The organism is Amycolatopsis ultiminotia, assembly GCF_039536925.1.
GTDB lineage: Bacteria > Actinomycetota > Actinomycetes > Mycobacteriales > Pseudonocardiaceae > Amycolatopsis > Amycolatopsis ultiminotia.
This window is the reverse complement of record NZ_BAAAZN010000012.1, coordinates 257,510-282,073: the sequence shown is the minus strand read 5'-3', so window position 1 is coordinate 282,073 and position 24,564 is coordinate 257,510. Positions and strand designations below refer to the sequence as shown.

Genomic DNA, 24,564 nt, shown 5'->3' with positions numbered 1-24,564 from the left:
GCGTGGCAGTGACGGTGGCGGACCCGGAACCCGGCGTTCCGCACGAAGCAGAAACCCCACGTGCGAAACGCGCGTGGCGAGCCTGGCTGATCCGGCTCGTCGCCGTGGCAGCGGCCGGCGTCCTCTACTACCTCAGCTTCGCGCCACGTCCACTGTGGTGGCTCGCGCCGATCGCGTTCGCGGCATTCGCCCTGGTCCTTCGTGGCCGGAAGTTCCGCGGCGCATTCGGTTACGGCTTCGTGTTCGGTCTCGCCTTCTTCCTCACCCAACTGCTGTGGATCCAGGACTTCCTCGGCCGCGAATTCGGCCCGTGGCCCTGGCTGGGCCTGAGCTTCGCGCTGGCGCTCTACTTCGGACTCGGCGGCTTCTTGATCACAGTCGTGTCCCGGCTGCCGCCGGCGCCGCTGTGGGGCGCGCTGGTCTTCGTCGCACTGGAAACCCCGCGCACCTGGTTCCCGCTCGGCGGCTTCCCGTGGGGCCGCGTCGCATTCAGCCAGCCCGAAGGTGCGTTTCTGTCGCTGGCTTCGGTCGGCGGGGCGCCGCTGGTCGGATTCGCCGTCGTGCTCACCGGCTTCGGCCTGGCCGCGCTGCTCGCCCGGCTGTACACCACCCGCCGAGTCCGCGACCGCGCGCTCGCCTGGCCGGTGGCGTTCACCCTCGTCCCGGCCATCGCCGGGCTCGCCGTGTGGCCCACCATCGGCACCGCCGCGCAGGACGGTTCGCTCACCGTGGCCACCGTGCAGGGCAACGCTCCGGACATCGGTATCGCGCTCCAGGGGCAACGCGACGTCCTGCGGAACAGCCACCTCGCCGAAAGCGCCCGGCTCCTGCAACAAGTACGCAGCGGCGCAGTGGCCCGGCCCGATCTGCTGGTCTGGCCGGAAACCGCGACCGCGATCTACGACGACGACCCCGGTCTGGACCGGATGGTGTCCGCGTTCGGGGTGCCCGCGATCATCGGCGCTCTCGTCCGGCTGCCGGACGGGCAGGACGAGAACGACGCACTGGCCTGGGATCCGCGCACCGGCCCCGGCGCGCGCTACACCAAGCAGGAGCTGGTGCCCTTCGGCGAATACGTGCCCGCCCGTGCGCTCGCCCGTCTGGTCACGCCGTTCGTGGACAACACCCCGGAGATCCGCGCGGGCGACGGCACGAACGCGGCGCTGTCGGTGGCAGGCACAAAGGTCGGCGTCTTCATCTGCTACGAGACCGCCTTCGACGGCCCCGCCCGCGACGCCGTGGACCAGGGCGGCGAACTGCTCGTCGTCCCCACGAACAACGCCTGGTACGGGCCGGGGGAGATGAGCTACCAGCAGCTGGCGATGTCGCGGCTGCGGGCGGTCGAGCACGGCCGCGCGGTGGTGGTCTCGGCCACCACCGGGGTGAGCGCACTCGTCGCCCCGGACGGGACGATCACCAGCTCAACCGGACTTTTCACGGCGGACGCCCTGGTCGGGCGCGTGCCGCTGCGCACGCAGACTACGCTGTCGGATCGACTCGGTGCGTGGACGGAGTACGGCCTGCTGGCACTGGCGATCGCGGGTGTCGCCGGCGGGGCCGTGCTCCGTTTTCGCACCCGGCGCGCCAGCGCCGGCACGACAGCAGGGGAACCGGCGGGCTGAACCCGCGGATTCGGAGGAGACGGATGGCGCAGGCGCCGCGGGGGGCCGAAACGATCGAGCCGGTGCTGGTGGTGGTCCCGACCTACAACGAACGGGACAACCTCGGCCCGGTGCTGGACCGGCTCCACAAGGCACTTCCGGACGCGCACGTCCTCGTCGTCGACGACGGCAGCCCGGACGGCACCGGGGAGCTGGCCGACGAGCGTGCGGCCGCGGACGAGCGCGTGCACGTTCTCCACCGGACCGAGAAGGCCGGACTCGGCAAGGCTTACATCGCCGGCTTCCGCTGGGGGCTGGCCCGCGGCTACGCCTCGCTGGTCGAGATGGACGCGGACGGCTCGCACGCACCGGAGGACCTGCCCCGGCTGCTGGACGCGGCCGGTGACGCGGACCTGTCGATCGGCTCGCGCTACGTGCCCGGCGGCAGCACCGTCAACTGGCCGCTGCGGCGCCGGGTGCTCTCCCGCGGCGCGAACCTCTACTCCCGGTTCGCACTAGGGCTCAAGATCTCGGACATGACCGCCGGCTACCGCGTCTACCGCCGCGCGGTGCTGGAGAAGCTGGAACTCGACGGGATCGCCTCACACGGCTACTGCTTCCAGATCGACCTCACCCGCCGCACCGCAGACGCCGGCTTCGACATCGTCGAGGTGCCCATCACGTTCACCGACCGCGAGATCGGCCAGTCCAAGATGAGCGGCTCGATCATGCAGGAGGCGTTCTTCCGCGTCGCGGAATGGGGCGCACAACGACGGCTCGGCCAGCTGCGCAAGCTGCTCGGCCGCTGACCCGGTCCCGTGCTCTTCCGGCGGGCAGGCCTCGCGCCGCCGGGATGACCTGTCGGTGCGGGGATCCCGCGCCGGACGTGAACTGTGGCGCCGGAGGCGACTGTGGCCGCCGGACGGCACCTTGGCGTGCGTGCGGGCCCGGCGGACCCACGGCAGCCGCGTTCGGCGTCCCAAGCGCGCAACAAGCCTTGAAACGCGGAACGGCCCCCGTGGAGCAAAGCTCACGGGGGCCGTTCCGATCGGTGGTGGGAGCCAGCTACGGGCCGAGGTTCAGGCGGACCGGCTGGTCCGGCGTCCCTTGAGCTCGGCGAGACGTTCGTTCAGCAGATCCTCGAGCTCCGGAATGGAGCGGCGCTCCAGCAGCATGTCCCAGTGCGTCCGGGGTGGCTTGGTCTTCTTCTGCTCGGGTTGCCCGCCGTCGACGATCTCGGACTCGCTGCCGTGCAGCCTGCACTCCCAGACCGTGGGGATCTCGGCGTCGTCGGAGAACGGCACCTCGAACTCGTGGTTCTTGGGGCAGGCGTAGCGCACGGTCCGGCGCGGGGCGAGGTCGTGATTGCGGTCGGTCTCGTAGCTGACCGCCCCCAGCCGGCTTCCACGGAGAACACGGTCGGCCATGTTGGGTCCTTTCAGTCAGCTCCGGGTGGAGCCAGGGTGATGCTCACCCTATGCAACGAACGAGGCGCCCGGGGGATTCCCGATACACCATGTCTCTGCTCACGATGAGCTGCGTCACCCCTGGTCTTCAGCTTCCTCCAGTGGGACGCATTTCGCGCTTTGTCGTGACGCGGATACCGCCTTCTTAGTGCGGATATCCCCCAGTTGGGCTACCGGCGCCCTCCTACGACAACCGTAACTGACCGTGCTGCGCGGTCGCAGGCCCCAGGTCCCCCGCGCGGAAATGTCGTCGGCACAGTACCTGATAACGGAACGTAGCCAAATCACCATCGGAACGTGCTGAAGATGAAGTTTCAACTACGGAGTGTTCGGCGTGTTGGCCCAGCGTGTCCGCGACGACCACGGTGTCCCCCTCCCGGATGATCTCGTCATCCCGTACCCGCGCGTTGAACCGCCCCGGCAGCCCGCACCAGCACAGCACCTCCACCTGCACCGGCTGCAGCTCGTCGGCCAGCTCGAACAGCCGCCCCGCACCGGGGAACAGCCTGCTGCGGAAATCGGTCGCGATGCCGAAGCAGTACACGTCGACGCCCACCTCGTCGGCCAGCTCGGCAAGCTGGTCCACCTGTGCGGGGGAGAGGAACTGCGCCTCGTCCACGATCACGTAGTCCACGTGCCTGCCCTGCGCCCACTCCTCGCGCACCAGGTCCCGCACATCGGTGGCGGTGCCCACCTCGGTGGCCAGGCGGGTGATCCCGATCCGGCTGGTGATCTGCGGCGCGCCCGAGCGGTCGTGCCGCACCAGCACCAGCCCGCGCCTGCCCTGGCGCGCGTGGTTGTGGTCGATCTGCAATGCGAGCGTCGACTTCCCGCAGTCCATCGGGCCGTAGCAGAACTTCAGCCTGCCGTGCGGGGCGACACTCCGCCGCATCCCGGCCGGTGGGGCCGCGGAAAGCGCATCGGTGGGGTCGCCGGGCACGGCGTCGTCGAGTGCGGTCACGACGCCCGACCCTATCGGGACCTCACAGCAGCTCCGGCGGACGGTTCCCGGCGGCCACGATCGCCCGCCGCACCGGCACCATTGCCACGAACACGAAACCGAGCACGAAGAACACCACCAGCGCCACGATCGCCAGCCGGAACGATCCGGTCGCCTGCCCCACTCCGGCGAACACCAGCGGGCCGAGCCACGACGTGCCCTTCTCGCCGACCACGTAGAGCGAGTAGTACTGCGCGTCCTTGCCTGCCGGGATCATCTGGCTGAACAGCGAACGCGAGAGCGCGTTCGTCCCGCCCAGCACCAGCCCGATGCCGACGGCGACCGCGTAGAACTGCAGCGCCTGCGCCGGCTGCACGAAATAGGCGCCGCCGAGTACCACCACCCACAGCACCAGGCTGCCCAGGATCGTCCGCTTCGCACCCACCCGCCGCGCGACCAGACCGTGCAGCACCCCGCCCGCATAAGCAACGAACTGGATCACCAGCACGGTGATGATCAGCACCTCGTCGGAAAACCGGAGCTCGTCCTTCCCGTACTGCGCCGACACGGTGACCACCGTGTTGATCCCGTCCGCGAACAGCAGGTAGCTGCCGAGGAAGGCCAGCGTCAGCGGGTACTGGCGGGCCGCGGCCACCGTCTGCCCCAGCTCGCGGAATCCGGCCCGCAGCGGGGAGCCACCCGGTCGCGCGGCGGCAGGCACGTGCACCCGGGGGAGTGCGCGCAACGTGGGGATCGTGAAGACCGCCCACCACAGGCCCGAGGTGAGAAAGCAGATCCGCACCGCCGTCCCGGTGTCCACCCCCAGCGCGTCGCGGCTGAGGTAGAACGCCAGCTGCAGGGCGAGCGCGAGACCACCGCCGAGATACCCGAACGCCCAGCCCTTCGCCGACACGTCGTCGCGCTCGTCCGGACCGGCGATATCCGCCAGAAACGAGTAGTACACGACCAGCGAACCGCCGTAGCCGATGTTCGCCACCACGAACAGCGCGGCACCCAGCTGCCAGTCCGAGCCTGCCATGAAGAACATCAGCGCCGAGGCGAGCGCGCCCAGCGCGGCGAACCAGCCCAGGATCCGCCGCTTGTTCCGGCTGCGGTCGGCGACCGCCCCGGCGATCGGCAGCACCAGCACCTGCACCACGGTCGCCACCGCGAGCAGATACCCCCACAGCGAACCGGCCGGGAAATGCAGCCCGAACAGCGACACGTCGCAGTGATTCAGCTTGTCGTCGATTCCGGATGCGTCCCGGCACGCGCCGTCCCCGTTAAGGGTGATGTTCTGCTTGGCGTCGGCGGCCGCAACGGTGCTCATGTACAGCGCACCGAACACCGTCGTCACCGACGAATAGAACGGCGAATTCGCCCAATCGTAGAAGTACCAGCCCCGCCGTTCGCGCTTGCTGTCTCTGGCCGGCGCCAGCGTCATCCGGTGCTCCTCGTCGGTCCCGAACCTCCAGGTCAGGACGCACGTTACTGTGCCACCCGAACCCGGTGCCGCAAGCTCGGCCGACCGTGTCCGGTTCGTCTCCTCCTTCCGGTGCGCACTGTTTCCGGCTGCCCTCCGACGGCATTGCCGGGCGTGTCGTTACGGCGAATTCAAGCCGTTTCATGTGAGACTGATGTGCGTCGTGTGACTCTTGTGGTCAAAGGGTCGCGTGCTTAGTGTGCAGCCATGACCAACCGCGTTCGCACCGTCCGGCGCGCGGCCACCAGGGCCCTGCTCCTCGTGGTCGCCGTATTGGGCTTGGAGCTCGTCGTGACCGGGGCCGCGTCCGCGGACCCCAGCTCCGGCGCCTGGACGAAACTGCGGATGTGCGAGTCCAGCGGCCGCTACACGATCAACACCGGCAACGGCTACTACGGCGCCTACCAGTTCAACCTGCCCACCTGGCGCAGCGTCGGCGGCCAGGGCCGGCCGGACCAGGCCAGCCCTCGCGAACAGGACTACCGGGCGCTCTACCTGTACCGGATGCGTGGCTGGCAACCCTGGGAATGCGGCGGCAAGCTGAACCTCACGGCCGACGGCGACGCCCGCAGCAAGCGGGTCCCGTCCTACGACGACTCCGCCTACATGGGCGGCGGCGGCCTGCCCACACCGCCGGCACCGAAACCCACCCCACCGCCGGCACCCCCGTCCGGCGCGATGCCCGCCTGGCCCGGCCTCGTCTACGCCTACGGCGACTGCGCACCCGCGCTGCGAACCTTCCAGCTGCGGATGAACGCTTACGGCTACGGCTTCAGCGGCACCGGCTGCTACTACGACAAAACCCGCACCGCCGTACTCGACCTGCAACGCGCCAACGGCATCAACGACTCCGGCCGCCTCGGCCCGAAAACCTGGAAGGCCGCCTGGCAGGGCAAAGCGCCACGATGACCGGGCCGCGCGGCGGTGCCGAGCTGGAACGCACCCGGTGTGGTCCGCAGCGCCCGTCGCGTGCTTGATGCACGTCATCGCCGAAACCGCCCAGCACGCCGGGCATCCCCCGCGAAACGATCGGAGGACAGAAGACGGGCTGACCACCCCGGTGTGATACCGGAGCACGGATTGGCACTACACCGCGCGGGCCCGGCCTGTTGTCCGCCGAGCGTGTGCTGACCTGCCGGTCAGCCGTCCCGGCCCCAGCTGCCGCGCTCCCGCAGCACCGCACGCAGCAGATCCGGCCGGTCCGTGACGATCCCGTGCACCCCGAGGTCCAGCAGCACCCGCATCTGGTCCGGATCGTCGATCGTCCACGTGTGCACCTCGAACCCACCACGCACCGCGGACTTCACGAACGAACGATCCACCACCGTCAACGGCCCCTGCCGCACCGGCACCTGCGCCAGCCACCCCCGCGCGAACCGGCTCACCGGCAGCAACGGCACCCATCCGTTCATCCACAGCAGCAACGCCGACCGCGGCCCCATCGCGGTCAGCAGCTTCGGCCCGGCCAGCCGGCGCAACCGCGCGAGCCGCGCGTCCGAAAACGAAGCCGCCGCCACCCGGTCGAACGCACCCGCGCGCTCCAGCACCCGCACGAACGGGGCCACCGCCGGATCGGCCTTCACATCGACGTTGAAGCACGCCTCCGGCAGCTCCTCGAGCACGTCCTCCAGCCGCGACACGGTCGCCCGTCCGCCGATCTTCGCGTGCTTGATCTGCTCCCAGGTCTGCGCCGCGATCGATCCGCCGCCGTCGGTGGTGCGGTCGAGCGTGTCGTCGTGGTGCACGACCACCACGCCGTCCGAGGTCGCGTGCACATCCGTCTCCACGTACCGGTAGCCCTCGGCGACCGCCTGCCGGAACGCAGGCAACGAGTTCTCCATCCCCTCCAGATCGCCGAGATGCCATCCGCGATGGGCGAACGCACGGGGGAGCGGGTCGGCGAGGTACGGAAACGGCGGGCGCATGACCCCAGTCTGCCTCTCCGGCATGGCCCCGGCAGGAAAACACGATGGACAGCTAGAGTCCGGCGGGTGAGGGAACTGGCCGAACACCCCCCGACCGGCGACGAACGCGTGGTGCCGCGCCGCACCAACGCCCCGAAACACTGCGGCTGGTGCGGCCGCCGCCTGCCCGAAGCAGGCAACGTCGGCCGCCGTCGCCGCTACTGCGGGCAGTCCTGCCGCCAGCGCGCCTACGAACGCCGCACCGCACTCCAGCGCAGCGGACTCCCGGAAGACGCGGTCGTCCTGTCCGACACCGAGATCGCCGCCCTGCAAGACCGACTCTTCCAGCTGCGGTGCGCTGCCGAAGACATCGTGACCGCCGCAGAAGACGGCGCCGAAACCGCGGAACTGCACCGCCTGGCCGAGGAAATCGCGCACGCGGCCAAGGACCTCGAACAACTCCGCTGACAAGCCGGCCGGCAAAACCCCGCTGGGCAACCCCAGGGACCAACCGGACTGACGAACCCGGCCGGCACACTCTGCGGACCCGACCGTGCCGCCCCGGTACACCGCTCAACGGCCGGCAGCTCCCGACGCCCGCCGTGGAGGCGTCCACTCGACCAGCCGGCCCCGCACAAGGCAACACCCGCGCAGCGCCCACGGCCGACGCGGACTTCACCCAGCCCACCGCCCGACGCCGCAGCGCGCTGTTCTCGCCACTGACACCCGGCCACCTCGTACGCGGAGCGTGCCACGGCAAGGAACGCGGGCGTACCGACACCAGGCCCACCGGTCTCGCCCGCCACTCCACCTGCGCCCGCCACTCCACCTGCGCCCCGCTATGTCGCCCGCCGCGCCACCTGCGCCCCGCTGCGTCGCCCGCCGCGCGATCAAGCGCCCGGGACCCGAGGCCTCGCGCGACCCGGACGTCGCGCGACCCGGACACCGCGCAACCCGGCACGCTCCGCGTACAAGAAGGCCTCCCGCTATCCGAGGCGCCGCGACGGTGCTGGCCGGCGCCAGACGGTTCCGTCTGGCGTGCACCGCTGGCTGGCGGGCCGCGCCCCACAGCCGAGGCGGTCGCGACATTGCCCAGCCTCGGTCTTGGGCACGCTCCGCGTACAGGACCTCGCGGACGACCACGCTGGCTCGGTTAACTGCGCACGCTCCGGACACAAGAGTGCTTCCTCGACTGCCGCAGGCCCTCACGGCACCCGTCGCCGGGACCCATCCGTCATCAGACGGACGGCCCCACCGGGTCACCTTTCGCTGCGGTGAGTCGGCCTTGGCGAGTTCCGCCAGGTTGTCCGGCGAAGCACACAGGTGATCGGGTGTCATCGCGCGCGTTTGAGGCGGACGGTTTCCTCTCCGGGCAGGGCGGTCCAGTCGTAGGTGTGCGTCACTCGCGTGCGCGCGACACCGAGCGGTCCGAGTTCCCAGCGCCACAGATGTCCCAGCGCCACAGATGTCCCAGCGCCACAGATGTCCCGGCGAGGCACTGTCCGGTTCGGACGGACGCCAGGCGATCCAGCGGGCCACCTCGGACTCCGCACGTGGTTCGCCCGCAGTGGCACCGATGGTCGGCACCGTGGCGAACACGCCGCAGACCCGCTCTATGTCGCGACGGAGAGGTCCGTCGCCGCGCCACCGCGGTCGCCACACCACCGCGGTGGCTGGGCGGGATCCGCGCTCAGCTCGAAGATCCGTGCCCGCGGAGTTTTCCCGGTCGGCCGCACCATCCGGATCGTCTCGTTGCCGTCCGCTCGCTCAGGCCAGCACAACTCTCACCCCTCTCGTGCCAGACCGTCGAGCGCGCGGTAAGTGCGGTTGCTCGCTACCGCGGCGCGTTGCTCACGGCCGGTCGCCTCGATGTAGTTCTGGCTCGTGGCGAGGCTCGCGTGTCCCAGGAGCGCCATGATTTCCGAGGCGGTCGCGCCGTCCTCGGCCAGCCGCGTGGCGAAGGTGTGCCGGAGCGCGTGCAGATTGGCCCCGGACGGTACCCGGTCGTGCAGACCAGCCCACCGGTAACACGACTTCACCAGGTACTCCAGCGCGCCGCGTCCGATCGGATTCCCTGCACGGTCCCGCAGAAGCGGTTGCCCGGCCGGAAACCGCTGCCCGGGGAACCGCCGCCGGCAGGACGCGAGGTAGTCCGCGATCAGCCGTTCCACCGCAGGCTGCACCGGGATGGAACGGTCCCGGCTGCCCTTGCCGTGCACGTGCAACCGCAGCTCGCCGGAGCGTCCCACCACCGACCGCCGCGTGAGCGCCCGGATCTCCGCTGCCCGCAACCCGGCGACCAGCCCGAGCGCGAGCACCAGCACGTCCCGCTCGGGCCACGGATCCCGCGTGCGCCGAGCGCCCTCCGCGGCCGCGGCGAGCAACCGCTCCGGCGTTTCCTCGCCCCGCAACGGTTTCGGGGTGAGCGGGGGAGTACGGGGCCGCGCGATCGCGCCCATCGGGTTGCCCGCCAGCAACCCGTCCGCCACGCAGAAAGTGAGGAACTGGTTCCACGTCGACCACGCGCGCAGCACCGAACTCTTGGCGTGCGTATCGGCGAACACCCCGAAGGCCGCGCGCAACGCGGGTGCGGTGAGCTCTTCGACGACCAGCTCGGCACCGGCCGACTCGGCGACCAGGAGAGTGGTGATCCCGGCAAGATCGCGCCGATAAGCGGCGGTGGTGTGCGGCGAGTCCTTACGCGGCCGCCGTGCCGCGAAGAACGCTTGCTGCGCCTCGGAAACAAGCATGAGAATCTTGTACCGCACAGCACCGACAGTTTCGCCGCACGCCGGTTCTTGCGCTACTGTCATGCATAATAGCAATTATGCATGACAAGGCCGCGCGAAAGGAGATGAACCCGTTGGGGGACAACAGCTTCCGCCTACCATGCCCACCGTCGAACCAGTCGATGCTGCCAGTCCGGATGCATCCCGCAGGCACGCGCGGCAGGGCTTCAGCGGCGACCGTTCATCTGTTCGAGTGGTGATCCCAGGCAGGCCGGACGACTGCCGACGCGGTGAGGTGCCGACAGAAGCCCTCCAACAGCCAGATCTCGACACCCGGACGGTCTCGGTAGTTACGTCACGGTGACGAAATGACCGAGACCGTCCGGGTCGACCACTCGGGGATCTCCGGCCCGGTGACGGACTTGCCGACTCGATCCGTGATGGGCGACGGCTGCCACCAAGCCGGTCACGTCGCACGTAGTCCCGCCGAAGACGGCACACGGCGGATCGTCCGGCCGGGTTGGATGCACAACACCCGGCGCTGTGCCCGTCGTCCGACCAGGCTGCACTCCAGAAGTCCCGACTCGGACCGCCTGACGAGGTTCCATGGCCTGTCCGGTCGTCTTCGGCGGCCATCGAACCGCTCTTCGAGCCCCTGGCCAGCGCGGCGGCATTACACCGATAATGTACATTATGTCAAGTAACGGACAGGAGGCCGCCTGCGCGTAGAGACCGCGCTCTCCCTACGCCCAAAACGAACGTGCCGGACTCCCGCGTAGCTGGTCGCGATGCTCGGCGATGAACGCTTCGATCGAGCGCGGCGAGTTGCCGGTGAGGTCGGTGACCGCGGTCGTGACGTCGGCGAGTGCGCCGGCGGTGACAAGCCTGGTGAGCTCGACGAAGTGCTTGATGTACGACTCCGGCATCCCCTGGTCGGCAAGGATCGGCTCGAGCTCGTCGACAGCAGGCTGAACCAGTCCGATCTCGCGATCGAGTCCGGCGGACAGGGCCGCCGCCAGCTCCGCGGCCGTCAACGCCCCAGGCCCGGTGAGGTCGTGCGCCCCGCCCCGGGGTGCCGACCCGGTGAGCACTGCGTAGGCGCAGTCCGCGACGTCCCGCGCATCGACATAGGCGATCTTCCCGCCGAAGGCCTCGAAAAGATCGCCTTCGGGCGTGAATCTGGTGATCGCGCGAACCAGGTTCTGCATGACGGTGTTCGGCCGCAGCACGGTTCCGGCAAGTCCCGAGTCTGCAAGGTAGGCCTCGATCTTCGCGTGCGTCCCGAACGGCATCGGCCCGCCCGTCCTCGCCCCCACGGCGGACACCTTGACGATATGCTCGGCTCCGGCCGCCACCGCGGCGTCGATCGCGGCAAGCTGCTGAGTGATCACCGGTCGCTCGTCCGGGTAAGGCCCGGCGGTGTTCAGAAAGAACTGGTCGACATCCGCGAATGCCTCCGGCAGCGTCGCCGGATCGTCGAGGTCGCCGACGATCACCTCCGCACCGGGGATCGCGACGCTCCCCCGGCGCACCAGTGCGCGGAACGGAATACCGTCCGCCGCGAGACGGCGCGCCAGTGCCCCACCGATCGTCCCGGTCGCGCCCGTAAGCAGGATCATCGGCAACCCACCTTCATTGATGAACGTCGATCATCAATGAACGGTACGCTGTTTCCTGTGCGCCGCCTCGACCACCCGAATCTCGACGAAGTCGCCCTGGCCCAAGCCCTCTCGGCGCTCGGGGACCCAGTCCGCCTCGCGATCGTGCGGATGCTCAGCGACGGCGAGGAGCACCAGGGATCGAAGTTCGCGGTGAAGGTCTCGCAGTCGACCTTGAGCCACCATTTCAGCACTCTCCGCAACGCCTGCGTGGTGTTCATCCGGCCGGAAGGCACCCGCTGCCGGCACTCGCTCCGCCCGGAGTTCGACCACCGATTCCCCGGTCTGCTGGGCACCGTTCTCGCCTTGAGGTGAGCCGTGACCGGCGGGAAGCGCCGGAGCTCGACCACGGCCTGCTCCCCCGTCGGCCAACCGCGAGCCGGAACGTGCGCGAGGCCCTGAACTGCGAGACTATCTAGCGGTTCCGCTGCGTCCGCGGTCCGGACGGGCTGCTTGTCGCGGCGGGGCGGGACTCGATCGGAAATTCCTGCCGCGATGATGTCGAGAACGCGGGAACGGCTCCGTCCCTGTCGTGAATCGCGGCCGACCGGGCCGCACCGCATCAAGGAGAACACCCATCATGGCCAAGTACCTGCTGCTCAAGCACTACCGTGGCGCGCCGGTTCCGGCTGGTTTCATCCCGATGGACCAGTGGACGCCGGAGGAGGTCTCGGCGCACGTGCAGTACATGAACGACTTCGCGGACCGGCTCAAGGAGACGGGTGAGTTCGTGGACGCCCAGGCGCTTTCCCCGGAGGGGACGTTCGTCCGGTACGACGGCGAGGGGCGGCCGCCGGTCACCGACGGGCCGTTCGCGGAGACGAAGGACGTGATCGCCGGGTGGATGGCGATCGATGTGGACAGTTACGAGCGCGCGCTCGAGCTGGCGGGCGAACTGTCCGCGGCGCCGGGCGCGGGTGGTACGCCGATCCACGAGTGGCTGGAGCTGCGTCCGTTCCTGACCGAGCCGCCCACCGTCACGGAATGACCGCAGTGCTGGACGAGGCGCTGCTGCGGAGCCTCACGCCGCAGGTGCTCGGGATCCTCGTCCGCCGCGGGGCCGATTTCGCGGCGGCCGAGGACGCCGTGCAGGAGGCGCTGGTCGAAGCGTGGCGGGTCTGGAGGGATGACCCGCCACGCGATCCGAAGGGCTGGCTGGTGACGGTCGCCTGGCGCAAGTTCCTCGATGTGGCGCGGGCGGACGCCGCACGTCGTCGTCGTGAGGATGTTCTGGACGACGAGCCGGCGCCGGAGCCCGCGGCAGCGGTGGACGACACGCTTCAGCTGTATTTCCTGTGTGCGCACCCGTCGTTGACGGCTTCCTCGGCGGTCGCGCTGACGTTGCGTGCAGTCGGCGGGTTGACGACGCGGCAGATTGCGCAGGCGTATCTGGTGCCGGAATCGACCATGGCGCAACGGATCAGCCGGGCCAAGCGGACCGTCTCGGAGGTGCGGTTCGATCAGCCGGGTGATGTCGCGACTGTCGTGCGGGTCCTGTATCTGGTCTTCAACGAGGGGTACTCGGGCGACGTCGACCTCGCCGCGGAGGCGATCCGGCTCACGCGGCAGCTGGCGGGGGTGATCGACCATCCGGAGGTGGCAGGGCTGCTCGCCCTGATGTTGCTGCACCACGCGCGGCGCGCGGCCAGGACGACGTCGGACGGACGTCTCGTGCCGCTCGCCGAACAGGACCGCGGCCGGTGGGACACCCGGCTGATCGCCGAGGGGGTGGAGGTCCTGCAGGCCGCACTCGCGCGTGATCGGCTGGGTGAGTTTCAGGCGCAGGCCGCTATTGCGGCGTTGCACGCCGACGCGCCCGTTGCCGAGGAGACGGACTGGGTGCAGATCGTCGAGTGGTACGACGAGCTGGTGCAGCTGACCGGAAGTCCGGTCGTCCGGCTCAACCGCGCGGTGGCCGTCGGTGCGGCCGACGGTCCGCGGGCCGGTCTCGCCGCTCTCGCGGAGCTGGAGGATTCCCTGCCTCGGCACACCGCGGTCGCGGCCTATCTCCACGAACGCGACGGCGATCTGAGCACGGCCGCGCGTCTCTACGCCGAAGCGGCCCTGCATGCGCCGAATCTCCCGGAACGCGAACACCTCATGCGGCAGGCCGCCCGGCTCAACACCGAGCTGGGTTGACGAAGTTCCGACTGTACGTTGTGTCATGCGGTCCGATGACCGCAGCGCAACCCGCAACTACTACTTTCGGAGAGAAGCCCTTGTCCGACACCACCTGCCACATGTCGATCTCGCTCGACGGCTTCGTCGCTGGACCCGGGCAGAGCCGGGACCATCCGCTGGGCAAGCGCGGTCAGGAGCTGCACGGCTGGCATATCGGCGACCCACGCGCGACCGAAGCCGACGAGACGGCGGACAGCTGGCTGATGCGCCCGCGCGGCGCCTACGTCATGGGCCGAAACATGTTCGGGCCGATCCGAGGTGAGTGGAACGAGACGTGGGACGGATGGTGGGGACCCGAGCCTCCTTATCACGCCCCGGTCTTCGTGCTCACTCACTACGCCCACGAACCGATCGAGATGGCGGGCGGGACTACTTTCCACTTCGTCACCGAGGGCTTCGACGCCGCTTATGCGCAGGCGCTCGAGACCGCCGACGGCAAGGGCGTGGACATCGCCGGTGGCGCTTCGACGGTGCGACAGGCACTCGACTCCGGCGTGATCGATGAACTCACCCTCGACATCGCCCCCGTCCTGCTCGGCAGCGGCGAGCGCCTGTTCGACGGCGTCGAGACTTTCGGTTTCGAGCCCGTCGAGGTGCTCCACTCACCGCTGACCACCCATATCCGCTACCGCAGACGCGACGACGCCGGTGCGGTTGACTGAAGTTGTGAATCGGTGCTTCACTTCTTGGTATGCCGTATCGCCGGACTCCGCGGGTGCAGCAGCGCCTGGACTCCTCACGGGAGTCGATCGTCGCTGCCGCGGTGGCGCAGCTTGCCGAATGCGGTTATGGCGGATGTTCGGTGGCCGCGGTCGCCGAACGGGCCGAGGTGGCGGTGGGCACGGTGTACCGCCACTTCCCCACCAAGGCCGAGTTGATCGTGCGGGTGTTCCGTCAGGTCGTATCCCGCGAGGTGGAGGCGGTGCGGGAGGCCGCGGCCGGGATCGGGGATCCGGCGGAGCGGGTGGTGGCGGTCTTCGAAACGTTCGCGGAGCGGGCGTTGAAGGCGCCACGGCTGGCGTACGCATTGCTGGCCGAGCCCGTCGACGCCGCGATCGACGCGGAACGGCTGCAGTTCCGGCGGGTGTTCCGGGATGTGGTGGCCGAGCACGTCGCCACCGGGGTACGGGCCGGGGTGCTGCCCGCACAGGACGCCGCGGTGACCGCGGCCGCTCTCGTCGGTGCCGCGGCCGAGGTGCTGATCGGCCCGCTGACCAGTGGCGGGTCCGCCGATGTCGTCGAATTGGGCACGTTCGTCGTGCGCTCGCTGGGAGGTTCGGATGTCCGCAACGCATGAGGTCACCAATCAGGTTCCGCCGCTGGTCTACGACGTCGCCGACGATCCGGCGCTGCTGGACGCGGTGCAGCGGGCGGATGCGTCGTGGGCGGTCGGCGAGTTGCACGAGCTGGGCGGGCTGGCCGGTGGCGAGCAGGCACAGGAGTGGGGCAGGCTGGTCAACGAGAACGAGCCGGTGCTGCGTACCCACGACCGGTACGGGCACCGGATCGACGAGGTCGAGTTCCACCCGCATTGGCACGATTTGATGCAGGTCGCAGTTGAGCACGGGCTGCAGGCCGCGCCGTGGCGGGACGGCCGGCCGGGGGCGCATGCCGCGCGTGCGGCGAAGCTGTACGTGTGGGGTCAGGTGGAGTCGGGGCATACGTGCCCGATTTCGATGACGTATGCGGCGGTTCCGGCGTTGCGGGCGAATCCGGAGCTGGCCGCGGAGTACGAACCGCTGCTGGCGTCCACCGAATACGATTTCGGGCTCCGCGTGCCGGGCACGAAGCGGGGACTGATCGCGGGCATGTCGATGACCGAGAAGCAGGGCGGTTCGGATGTCCGGGCGAACACCACGACCGCGCGGCCTGCCGGCGACGGCAGCTACCGGCTGGTGGGGCACAAGTGGTTCACCAGCGCGCCGATGTCGGACGTGTTCCTCACGCTGGCGCAGGCGCCGGGCGGGCTGTCCTGTTTCCTGCTCCCCCGCGTGTTGCCGGACGGCAGCCGGAACGCGATCCGGTTGCAGCGGCTCAAGGACAAGCTGGGCAACCGGTCGAACGCCTCGTCGGAGGTCGAATACGACGACGCGGTGGGCTGGCTGGTCGGCGAGCAGGGCCGTGGGGTCCGCACGATCATCGAGATGGTGAACAACACGCGGCAGGACTGTGCGCTCGGCAGTGCGTCGGGGATGCGGCTGGGTGCGGTGCGGGCGGTGCACCACGCGACGCATCGGCGGGCGTTCGGTAAGGCGCTGCTGGACCAGCCGCTGATGGCGAACGTGCTGGCGGATCTGGTGGTCGAGGCGGATGCGGCGACGACGGTGTCGTTGCGGCTGGCAGCTGCCGGGGATCGGCCTGGTGACGAGCAGGAGCAGGCGTTCCGGCGGCTCGGCCTGGCGGTGACGAAGTACTGGGTGTGCAAACGGGCGCCGATGCACGCGGCGGAGGCACTGGAGTGCTTCGGCGGCAACGGGTACGTCGAGGAGTCCGGGATGCCGCGGTTGTACCGGGAGGCGCCGCTGATGTCCATCTGGGAGGGGTCGGGCAATGTCGCGGCGCTGGACGCGTTGCGGGCGATGGCCCGTCAGCCGGAGTCGGTGGCGGCGTTCTTCGCCGAGGCGGAGCAGGCCGCCGGGGCGGATTCGCGGCTGGACGACGCGGTGGCAGGGCTGAAGAAGGAACTGTCCGATGTGGACGGTATCGAGTTCAGGGCACGCCGCGTCGTGGAGTCGATGGCGCTGGTGCTGCAGGGCTCGCTGCTGGTGCGTTACGGGGCGCCGGCGGTGTCGGATGCCTTCTGTGCCACCAGGTTGGGTGGCGACGGTGGGAATGCGTTCGGCACGTTGCCGCCCGGCACGGACACGTCCGCGATCATCGAGCGTGCCCGCGTCTGATTCGCGTGTTCTGCGGGCGTGGCGGGTGGGATACCGATACCGTCCCGGCTCATGACCGAACCGGCTTATGTGTCCGCGACGCGGACCGCTTATGACACTGTTGCCGAGTCCTACGCCGAGCTGTTGCGGGATGCGCTGGCGGAGAGCACCTGGGACCGGGCGGTGCTGGGCGCGTTCGCCGAGCTGGCCGGTCCGGGGCCGGTGGGTGATCTCGGCTGTGGTCCGGGGCGGTTGACCGGGTACCTGGCCTCGCTGGGGCTGGACGTGTTCGGAGTGGACCTCTCCCCCGGCATGGTCGAGGTGGCCCGGCGCACGCATCCGGACCTGCGGTTCGAGGTGGGTTCGCTGGCCGCGCTGGACATCGCCGACGGTGCGCTGGCCGGTGCGCTGGCGTGGTACTCGCTGATCCACACTCCGCGGCCGGACCTCCCGGTGCTGGCTGCGGAACTGGCGCGGGTCGTCGCGCCGGGCGGCTGGTTGCTGACCGCGTTCCAGGTCGGCGACGAGGTGCGGCACATCGAGAACGCCTACGGCCACGACATTCGCGCCGATGCGTACCGTCTGCCGGTGGATCTGGTGAGCGGGGTCCTCACGGATGCGGGATTCGTGGTGCAGGCGCGGCTCGTGCGAGAGCCGGAGCCGCCGCACGAGAAGACCCCGCAGGCGTACCTGACAGCGCGAAAGGTGGCGTGAGCCCATGCACGCAATGCACTACGAGATCACTCTGCCCGCCGATTACGATATGGAGATCATCCATCGCCGGGTGCGGGAACGCGGGCCGCTGCTGGACGAAATGCCCGGTCTCGGGCTGAAGGCGTACGGCGTGCGCGAGCGTGGCGTAGATGGTTCTGCGCGCAATCAGTACTCCCCGTTCTACCTGTGGCACGACCCGGCGGGCATGCACTCGTTCCTCTGGGAGGGCGGATTCCGCGGCATTGTGGACGATTTCGGGCGTCCGGCGGTGCCGCACTGGATCGTGCTGGCCTTCGAGCCGGGCCCGGAGTTCAGCGCGGTGCCGCGAGCGGCGGGGAAACGTGTCGAACGGCTTCCCGGCGAGGTGGTTCCAGGTGAACCGATCGCCGCCGCGGTCGCGGAGCTGGCCGGGCACGCGCGGCGGGAGGGAGTGCATTCGGCGGCGCTGGTCGTGGATCCGCGGTCGTGGGAACTGGTGCGGTACACGTTGTGGGCAGAGCTCGCGCCGGACGAGGATCCGGTGCGGTACCGCGTGGAGCACGTCTCGATGCCAGGGCTGGCGCACCTGCGCCACGGCAGGCAGTGGTGAGCTCGCCCCAGGCGGCCGCGTGACACGCGAAGCTCTTCTCCCATACCGTGACACGCACAAAAGAAGGAGGACCATGACGCGTCTACGCGATCGCCGGATCCTGGTCACCGGTGCGGCTTCCGGGATCGGCCGGGCCACGGTGCAGCGGCTGCTGGCGGAAGGTGCGCGGGTGGTCGCTACCGACGTCTCCCCCGTCGAGCTCGAGGATCCCGCGCTGAAGACCGCGGCGCTGGACGTGTCCGAGGAGGCGTCCGTGGTCGCCGGCGTCGCCGCCGCGGTGGAGCATCTCGGCGGGCTGGACGTGCTGGTGAACGCCGCGGGCATCCTGCTCGCCGCGCACACCCACGAGACTCCGCTGGAGCTGTGGAACCGGGTGCTCTCGGTGAACCTGACCGGGACGTTCCTGGTGACCCGCGAGGCGTTACCCGCGTTGATCGAGTCCGGGCACAGTGTGGTGGTGAACTTCAGCTCGACTTCCGCGTCGTTCGCGCATCCGTACATGGCGGCTTACGCGGCCAGCAAAGGCGGGATCCAGGCGATGACGCACTCGCTCGCGCTGGAGTACAGCAAGCGCGGGGTGCGGGTGGTCAGTGTCGCGCCGGGCAGTGTGAAGAGCGGGATCACCGACAACGCCGGCAGCTGGATGCCCCCGGCGGACGTGGATTTCGCGTTGTTCGGCAAGCTGATGCCGATCCTGCCGACCGGTCTCAGCACGCCGGTGGGCAATCCGGTCGGTCCGCCGGAGGCGGTCGCCGGGGTGGTGGCGATGCTGGCCTCCGACGACGGCGAGTTCATCACCGGCACCGAAATCCGGATCGACGGCGGGACGCACGCCTGAGCGTCAGCGCCGCCGCGGGGTGAACGCGGCCGGATCGGGCAGCGGCGGGAGTTCCCGTGCGTAGGCCTCCGCGGCCGATACGCCGACGCTGACCCTGGGCGCAGTGCGCCGGCCGAGGTCGTCGAGCACTTCGGCTTCGGTGCGGCCGCGGGCGAGCAGCAACAGGAACGGGTCTGCGTCGAGCAGCCAGGCGACCTGGAACGACAGCGCCGCGGCGTGCCGGCAGGGCAGCTCCCAGCCGGGGCAGTCGCAGTCCGGGTCGAGGTCGCCGATCCCGGGCAGCAGTGGCACGAGGTCGGCCAGTTCCGGGGGCAGGTGCCGGTCGAGCAGTGCGGCGAGGTGACCGGCGTGGTCGGCGGCCCGGTCGAGCAGCAGCTCCCAGTCCGTGGTGGACAGTTCGGCCAGGTGCAGCACGGCGTGGAACGGGCCGTCGTCGGCGTCTTCGGCGGTCGCGGAGATCCGGCCCGGACTGACGGTGATCGGGCCGACGAGCCCGGCCGCGGCGTACTGCCGGCCCCGGCGCAGCTGGCGCAGGTCGAGGGCGGTGTCCTCCATTGCCTGGACCCACGCGCGGCCCCACCAGGTGCGGGCGAACGGGCCACGTCCGCTGCGGCCGGGGAACGCGGGGAATCCGCGGACGCGGTCGGTCATGCGTTCCTCCGCAGTGTGACGAGGTCGGCCAGTTCGGCGTCGGTGAGTTCGCTCAGCGCGGCCTCCCCCGCGGTGAGCACCGAGTCGGCGAGAGCGCGTTTCTCGCGCAGCATCACGGCGATGCGGTCCTCCACGGTGCCCTCGGTGACGAGCCGGTGCACCTGTACCGGCTTGGTCTGGCCGATCCGGTACGCGCGGTCGGTCGCCTGGTCCTCGACCGCCGGGTTCCACCAGCGGTCGTAGTGCACGACGTGGTCCGCGCGGGTGAGGGTGAGCCCGGTGCCCGCGGCCTTGAGCGACAACAGGAACACCGGCACCTCACCGGACTGGAACCGGCGGACCTGTTCCTCGCGCCGGGTCACCGGGGTGCCGCCGTGCAGCAGCTGCGACCGGATGCCGCGGCCGGTCAGATGCCGTTCCAGCAGCCGGGCCAGCGTCACGTACTGGGTGAACACCAGCACCGCACCGTCCTCGGCGAGGATGGTGTCCAGCAGGTCGTCGAGCAGTTCGAGTTTGCCGGAACGCCCGGCGAGCGGGCTGTCGTCCGGTTCCCCGAGGTACTGCGCGGGGTGGTTGCAGATCTGTTTGAGCGCGGTCAGCAGCTTCACGACCCGGCCACGGCGGGCGATGCCGTCGCTCGCGGCGACCTCGGCCATCAGCTCCCGCACGGTGGCCTCGTACAGCACGGCCTGTTCGGTGGTGAGCGAGACCGGCCGGTCGGTCTCGGTCTTGGCAGGCAGCTCCGGCGCGATGCCGGGGTCGGATTTGCGGCGGCGCAACAGGAAGGGGCGCAGCAACCGGGAAAGCTGTTCGGCCGCCGCCGGATCACCGGATTCGACGGGTTTCCCCCAGCGCGTGCGGAATTCCGCGAGCGGGCCGAGCAGTCCTGGCGTGGTCCAGTCGAGGATCGCCCACAGTTCGGTGAGGGTGTTCTCCACCGGCGTCCCGGTGAGTGCGATCCGGGCGGTGGAGCCGAGGCTGCGCAGTGCTTTTGCGGTCTCCGACCGGTGGTTCTTCACGTGCTGTGCTTCGTCGGCGACCAGCAGGTCCCAGGCCACCGCGGCGAGCGGCGCGGGATCGGCGCGCACCGTGCCGTAGGTGGTGAGTACGAAACCGCCGTCGAGGTCTGCCAGCGAACGGGAACTGCCATGGAAACGGCGCACCGGCACGCCGGGCGCGAACCGGCGGATCTCGCTTTCCCAGGTGCCGAGCAGTGAAGCGGGGCAGACCACCAGGGTCGGACCGGTGCCGCGGTGCAGATGCAGCGCGATCAGCGTGATGGTCTTGCCGAGGCCCATGTCGTCGGCAAGGCAGCCACCGAGGCCGGGCCCGGTGATGGTGTCCAGCCACTGCAGCCCGCGCAGCTGGTAGTCACGCAGGTGCGCGGCCAGCCCGGCGGGTTGCGGCACCGGTTCCGGATCGGCGGACAGCCGTGCACGCAGGTCTTCCAGCCAGCCGTCCGTGCGGACCTCGACGTGGTCGCCGCCGACCTCGGCCCGGCCGGTGAGCGCGACGCCGAGCGCTTCGATCGCGGTCAGCGGTTTGAGCTCCCGGTCGCGGGCGCGGTCCGCGGTCTTCCGGTCGAGCAGCACCCACCGGTCCCGCAGCCGCACCACCGGCCGTCGCGCCTCGGCCAGTGCGTCGAGTTCCTCTTTGGTGAGCTCGACGTCGCCGAGCGCGAGCTGCCAGTCGAACTGCAGGACGCGATCACCGCCGAAGAACGTCCGCACGTCACCGGGTTCGATCCCGGGACGGACGACAGCGCGTGCGGTGAGCCCGGTCAGCTCGGCGGGCCAGTGCACCGCGACACCGGTCCCGTCCAGTGCGCCGCCCAGCAGCTCGGCCACCTCCTCGTCGCCGAGCGGGAGCGACGACGGGATCGCCGCGGACAGCAGCGGAGCCAGCGGTGGCCAGAGTTCCGCGGCATGCCGGAGCGCCAGCAGGACCTCGTGCCGGGTGTCCTGTTCGCCCGAACACCACAGCTGCTCGGCGTCGACCAGTGGTTCCGCTCCGCCGTGCACCTGCACCACCGCACGGAACCGGCCTGCGGCCAGATCGCCGGATTCCAGCCGCAGCGACACCCGCACGTCCGGTTCCAGCCCGGCGACGTCGCCGAGGAACCGCAGCAGCAGCGGATAGCGCTCGGGTAGCCGGTCCGGATGGCCCGGCACCGGTGAGGCATGGGCCTGTGGCGGCATCGCGTCGGCCAGCTCGCGCAGCCACTCCTGCTCGTCCGGATCGAGCGGACCGGTCCAGCCCGCGTCGGCCAGCCGGACACCCGCCTCCGCGGCGAGCGCCCAGAACACCGCCGAGGGCTGTCCGCCCGGCGCCTCCCGCAGCAACGCGACCGCTTCCGCGGTCGGCACGCGCCGCGCGGGCACCGTGCGAGCCCCCTCGGGCAGCACGACTTCGACCGTGCCGAGCCGGCCCGGTCCTGCCGGTTCACCCCCGTCCGGCCGCCAGAACACGACCCCGCCCGGCTCCACGACTACCGCGTCCAGCGTTTCCACCCTCCCGATACGACTCCCGAAACGGTAGTGTACCGGGATATTCCGTACTGTGTACGGGAACAGCGGAGCCGGACAGGCAAACCGGGCCGGGACGCGCCGTCGCACGTCAAGCGGCGATCAGCGTGCCGACAGCGGCATTCGGCGGACGTGGCACTTCCTCAGCCGACCCGGCCTGTCCGCTGCCGCACCGCCCGGTCCGGAACGAGCGGCTCCCGGCCGGACCGGATCCAGCACTGATTGCGCCGGGGTGTCCACCCGGGACCGCTCGCCGGAAAGCGCTGCCGGTCAGCCGGCCGCGGTGCGTTCCTGGGTCACCACGTGGTCCACGAACCCGTATGCCAGCGCCTCCTCGGCGTCGAACCAGCGGTCGCGGTCGGCGTCTTCGGTGATCCGCTCCACCGGCTGTCCGGTCTGGCGGGCGGTGATCTCGGCGATCCGGCGCTTCATCTTCCCGAAGACCTCCGCCTGGATCGCGATATCGCTCGCCGCGCCGGAGATGCCTGCCGACGGCTGGTGCATCACCACCCGGGTGCTCGGCAGCAGGTACCGCTTGCCGGGTGCGCCGGACGACAGCAGGAACTGCCCCATCGACGCGACGAACCCGAGCCCCCAGGTGGACACCGCCGGTTTCACCAGCTGCATCGTGTCGTAGATCGCCATGCCCGCGGTGACCGAGCCGCCGGGCGAATTGATGTAGAACGTGATGTCGCGATCCGGGTCGTCCGCGGCGAGCAGCAGCAGCTGCGCGGTGATCCGGTTGGCCACCTCGTCGTTCACCTCGCTGCCCAGGAACACGATCCGGTCCCGCAACAGCTGTTCGTAGACCGGATCGTGCGTCCCCTCGGCCGGTGTCCGCATGTCCGGCACCATCGTGAGCGTCATGGTTTTCCTCCTGCCTGTCCGTCGGTTCCGACAGTAGGGTCGGCCACCGTGTGCACGGAGTGCCGTTCGCTCACGGCGTGCGCAGTTCGCTCGCGGCGATCAGCCGGTCGGTGACACGGATTGCCGCTTAAGCGGGAAGATGGCCGGGTGGACACCACCCGGCTCGGCCCCACCACCCGCGTGATGCATGCGATGGAACAACTCTGGACGGAGATCCGCCGCCGGCACGCGGACGTTCCGGACGCGATCCTCGTGCTGGCGTCCGGAACCATGGGGACCACCACCGAGATCCACGGTCACTTCGCACGCGCACGCTGGCACGTCGGCGAGGGTGTCGAGCCACGCGCGGAGTTCTTCCTCGGCGCGGAAGGCCTGCGGCGCAGTCCGGCCGAACTCCTGTCCACCACACTCCACGAAGCCGCGCACGGGCTCGCCGCGACCCGCGACATCGTCGACGTCAGTGACGGGCGCTATCACAACAAGCGCTTCGCCGCGCTCGCCGCGGAAGTCGGACTGCGCGCCGAACAGGCCGACCGCATCGGCTGGTCTGCCACCACCGCATTGCCTGCGACGGTCGCCGCCTACCGAGCCGAACTCGCCGGCCTGGAAACCGCGCTCACCGTCTGGCGGCACACCGAACAGGAGGTCGCCCTCCGTGCGTCCGCGCCTCCGCCGGAGCCGCCGGAGACCCCGGAGACCCCGGACGGCCCCGACCTGCCGCCGCCGATCGTCATCGCCCCGGTCGACGGCCGTGGCGCGCACCGCGGGGGTCCCAACTACGTCGCCGCGATCTGCCGCTGCGAGCCCCCACGCCGTATCCGGGCGGCGCGGTCCAGTCTCGAACTCGGCCCGATCACGTGCGCTCTGTGCGATCAGCCGTTCCTCGAAGCCTGACCGGTGCCGCGGGACTCATCGATCGAGCAGACCGATACGCGCGAACTTGTAACAGATGCTACATTCACCTTCGTGACGGACCGGACAGACGGAAAATGGCTGGTGCTGGTGGTGCGGGTGCCGGCGGAGCCGTCGCGGCATCGGGTGGCGGTGTGGCGGGAGCTGCGTCGCATCGGGGCACTGTCGCTGGGCCAGGGCACCTGGGCGGTGCCCGACGTACCGGCGTTCGCCGCGGGCGTGACCCGCGTGATCGAGCTCGCGCAGCGCGGTGAGGGCGAGGTGATGGTGCTCGACGCCGTGGGGCGGGACGAGCGGGACGGTGCACGGCTGGAGGCGCTGTTCACCGCGGACCGGGAAGAGGAACTGGCCGAGTTCCTGGCCGACTGCGGCAAGTTCGACGCCGAGATCGACAAGGAATTCCGCAACAGCAAGTTCACGATGGCCGAGCTGGAAGAGGAAGAGCACAGCCTGGAACGGCTGCGCCGCTGGCATCGCGAGCTCAAGATCCGCGACGTGTTCGGCGCCCCCTCGGCCGAACAGGCCGAGCAGCGGCTCAAGCACTGCACCGACCGCCTCGCCGACTACACCCAGCAGGTTTTCCAGGCCCTGCACCAAATGTGACGCGCCTGCCGTGCGACCAGCCGACGC

The 24,564-nt window shown here is 70.1% G+C and carries 24 protein-coding genes; 15 read left to right on the top strand and 9 right to left on the bottom strand.

The features are described from left to right. Positions 1-2: 2 nt before the first annotated feature. Entirely contained in the window at positions 3-1,622 is a 1,620-nt protein-coding gene (lnt, locus tag ABD793_RS26785; protein ID WP_344864778.1) for an apolipoprotein N-acyltransferase, read from the top strand. A gap of 23 nt (positions 1,623-1,645) precedes the next feature. Next, complete coding sequence (locus ABD793_RS26780) at positions 1,646-2,410, top strand: polyprenol monophosphomannose synthase (RefSeq protein ID WP_344864776.1); 765 nt, start codon at positions 1,646-1,648, stop codon at positions 2,408-2,410. A gap of 270 nt (positions 2,411-2,680) precedes the next feature. On the opposite strand, the gene ABD793_RS26775 is transcribed toward ABD793_RS26780, so the two are convergent. From ABD793_RS26775 to ABD793_RS26765, 3 genes are all read right to left on the bottom strand, one after another. Continuing rightward, a complete protein-coding gene (locus ABD793_RS26775) occupies positions 2,681-3,028 on the bottom strand; it encodes an RNA polymerase-binding protein RbpA (protein ID WP_091613651.1) in 348 nt (115 codons plus the stop codon). A 223-nt stretch (positions 3,029-3,251) separates the two neighbouring features. Continuing rightward, positions 3,252-4,028, bottom strand: a complete 777-nt coding sequence (locus tag ABD793_RS26770) for a thymidine kinase (RefSeq protein ID WP_344864767.1) — start codon at positions 4,026-4,028, stop codon at positions 3,252-3,254. Between the two features lie 22 nt (positions 4,029-4,050). After that, positions 4,051-5,451 (bottom strand): MFS transporter, encoded by a 1,401-nt coding sequence (locus ABD793_RS26765; RefSeq protein ID WP_344864765.1) that lies wholly within the window; start codon positions 5,449-5,451, stop codon positions 4,051-4,053. 246 nt (positions 5,452-5,697) lie between these two features. Here ABD793_RS26765 and ABD793_RS26760 point away from each other — a divergent pair, with 246 nt between their 5' ends. After that, positions 5,698-6,399, top strand: a complete 702-nt coding sequence (locus tag ABD793_RS26760; protein WP_344864763.1) for a transglycosylase family protein — start codon at positions 5,698-5,700, stop codon at positions 6,397-6,399. A 230-nt stretch (positions 6,400-6,629) separates the two neighbouring features. Here the strand turns inward: ABD793_RS26760 and ABD793_RS26755 are convergent, their stop codons facing one another. Then, on the bottom strand, positions 6,630-7,415 hold the full coding sequence (locus tag ABD793_RS26755) for a glycerophosphodiester phosphodiesterase family protein (RefSeq protein WP_344864761.1): 786 nt from the start codon (positions 7,413-7,415) through the stop codon (positions 6,630-6,632). Between the two features lie 66 nt (positions 7,416-7,481). On the opposite strand from ABD793_RS26755, the gene ABD793_RS26750 reads away from it, so the two are divergent. Continuing rightward, positions 7,482-7,862: a hypothetical protein gene (locus ABD793_RS26750; RefSeq protein ID WP_425548776.1), complete on the top strand. Its 381-nt coding sequence runs from the start codon at positions 7,482-7,484 to the stop codon at positions 7,860-7,862. Between the two features lie 1,316 nt (positions 7,863-9,178). On the opposite strand, the gene ABD793_RS26745 is transcribed toward ABD793_RS26750, so the two are convergent. Together ABD793_RS26745 and ABD793_RS26740 are read right to left on the bottom strand one after the other, a co-directional pair. Beyond that, positions 9,179-10,162 (bottom strand): tyrosine-type recombinase/integrase, encoded by a 984-nt coding sequence (locus ABD793_RS26745; RefSeq protein WP_344864759.1) that lies wholly within the window; start codon positions 10,160-10,162, stop codon positions 9,179-9,181. A gap of 704 nt (positions 10,163-10,866) precedes the next feature. Continuing rightward, on the bottom strand, positions 10,867-11,742 hold the full coding sequence (locus ABD793_RS26740; RefSeq protein ID WP_344864757.1) for an NmrA family NAD(P)-binding protein: 876 nt from the start codon (positions 11,740-11,742) through the stop codon (positions 10,867-10,869). A gap of 57 nt (positions 11,743-11,799) precedes the next feature. Here ABD793_RS26740 and ABD793_RS26735 point away from each other — a divergent pair, with 57 nt between their 5' ends. The 9 genes from ABD793_RS26735 (at position 11,800) to ABD793_RS26695 (ending at position 18,979) form a co-directional block, all read left to right on the top strand. Continuing rightward, a complete protein-coding gene (locus ABD793_RS26735) occupies positions 11,800-12,096 on the top strand; it encodes an ArsR/SmtB family transcription factor (RefSeq protein WP_344864755.1) in 297 nt (98 codons plus the stop codon). Positions 12,097-12,361: 265 nt separating this feature from the next. Next, positions 12,362-12,769: a YciI family protein gene (locus ABD793_RS26730; protein ID WP_344864753.1), complete on the top strand. Its 408-nt coding sequence runs from the start codon at positions 12,362-12,364 to the stop codon at positions 12,767-12,769. Beyond that, complete coding sequence (locus ABD793_RS26725) at positions 12,766-13,920, top strand: RNA polymerase sigma factor (RefSeq protein WP_344864751.1); 1,155 nt, start codon at positions 12,766-12,768, stop codon at positions 13,918-13,920. Before ABD793_RS26730 ends, ABD793_RS26725 begins: the two co-directional genes overlap by 4 nt. An 80-nt stretch (positions 13,921-14,000) precedes the next feature. Continuing rightward, complete coding sequence (locus ABD793_RS26720; RefSeq protein WP_344864749.1) at positions 14,001-14,624, top strand: dihydrofolate reductase family protein; 624 nt, start codon at positions 14,001-14,003, stop codon at positions 14,622-14,624. A gap of 29 nt (positions 14,625-14,653) precedes the next feature. Beyond that, positions 14,654-15,259: a TetR/AcrR family transcriptional regulator gene (locus ABD793_RS26715; RefSeq protein WP_344864747.1), complete on the top strand. Its 606-nt coding sequence runs from the start codon at positions 14,654-14,656 to the stop codon at positions 15,257-15,259. Continuing rightward, positions 15,243-16,859, top strand: coding sequence for an acyl-CoA dehydrogenase family protein (locus ABD793_RS26710; RefSeq protein WP_344864745.1), 1,617 nt, complete (start codon positions 15,243-15,245; stop codon positions 16,857-16,859). The genes ABD793_RS26715 and ABD793_RS26710 overlap by 17 nt, the downstream gene beginning before the upstream one ends. Before the next feature lie 51 nt (positions 16,860-16,910). Then, positions 16,911-17,552: a class I SAM-dependent DNA methyltransferase gene (locus tag ABD793_RS26705; RefSeq protein WP_344864743.1), complete on the top strand. Its 642-nt coding sequence runs from the start codon at positions 16,911-16,913 to the stop codon at positions 17,550-17,552. Positions 17,553-17,556: 4 nt separating this feature from the next. Beyond that, positions 17,557-18,141, top strand: a complete 585-nt coding sequence (locus ABD793_RS26700; protein WP_344864742.1) for a DUF4865 family protein — start codon at positions 17,557-17,559, stop codon at positions 18,139-18,141. Between the two features lie 73 nt (positions 18,142-18,214). Then, on the top strand, positions 18,215-18,979 hold the full coding sequence (locus ABD793_RS26695; protein WP_344864740.1) for an SDR family NAD(P)-dependent oxidoreductase: 765 nt from the start codon (positions 18,215-18,217) through the stop codon (positions 18,977-18,979). Between the two features lie 3 nt (positions 18,980-18,982). Here ABD793_RS26695 and ABD793_RS26690 read toward each other — a convergent pair whose 3' ends face one another. The 3 genes from ABD793_RS26690 to ABD793_RS26680 form a co-directional block, all read right to left on the bottom strand. Beyond that, positions 18,983-19,630, bottom strand: coding sequence for an SWIM zinc finger family protein (locus ABD793_RS26690; protein ID WP_344864738.1), 648 nt, complete (start codon positions 19,628-19,630; stop codon positions 18,983-18,985). Further along, positions 19,627-22,098, bottom strand: coding sequence for a DEAD/DEAH box helicase (locus tag ABD793_RS26685; protein ID WP_344864846.1), 2,472 nt, complete (start codon positions 22,096-22,098; stop codon positions 19,627-19,629). Before ABD793_RS26685 ends, ABD793_RS26690 begins: the two co-directional genes overlap by 4 nt. Positions 22,099-22,425: 327 nt before the next feature. After that, positions 22,426-23,022, bottom strand: coding sequence for a ClpP family protease (locus ABD793_RS26680; RefSeq protein WP_344864736.1), 597 nt, complete (start codon positions 23,020-23,022; stop codon positions 22,426-22,428). 147 nt (positions 23,023-23,169) lie between these two features. Here ABD793_RS26680 and ABD793_RS26675 point away from each other — a divergent pair, with 147 nt between their 5' ends. Both ABD793_RS26675 and ABD793_RS26670 read left to right on the top strand, forming a co-directional pair. Beyond that, positions 23,170-23,916, top strand: a complete 747-nt coding sequence (locus tag ABD793_RS26675; RefSeq protein ID WP_344864734.1) for a hypothetical protein — start codon at positions 23,170-23,172, stop codon at positions 23,914-23,916. 72 nt (positions 23,917-23,988) lie between these two features. Continuing rightward, positions 23,989-24,537 carry a Chromate resistance protein ChrB gene (locus ABD793_RS26670; RefSeq protein ID WP_344864732.1) on the top strand — a complete coding sequence of 183 codons (549 nt, stop codon included), beginning with the start codon at positions 23,989-23,991 and terminating at the stop codon, positions 24,535-24,537. The last annotated feature ends 27 nt before the right edge of the window (positions 24,538-24,564 follow it).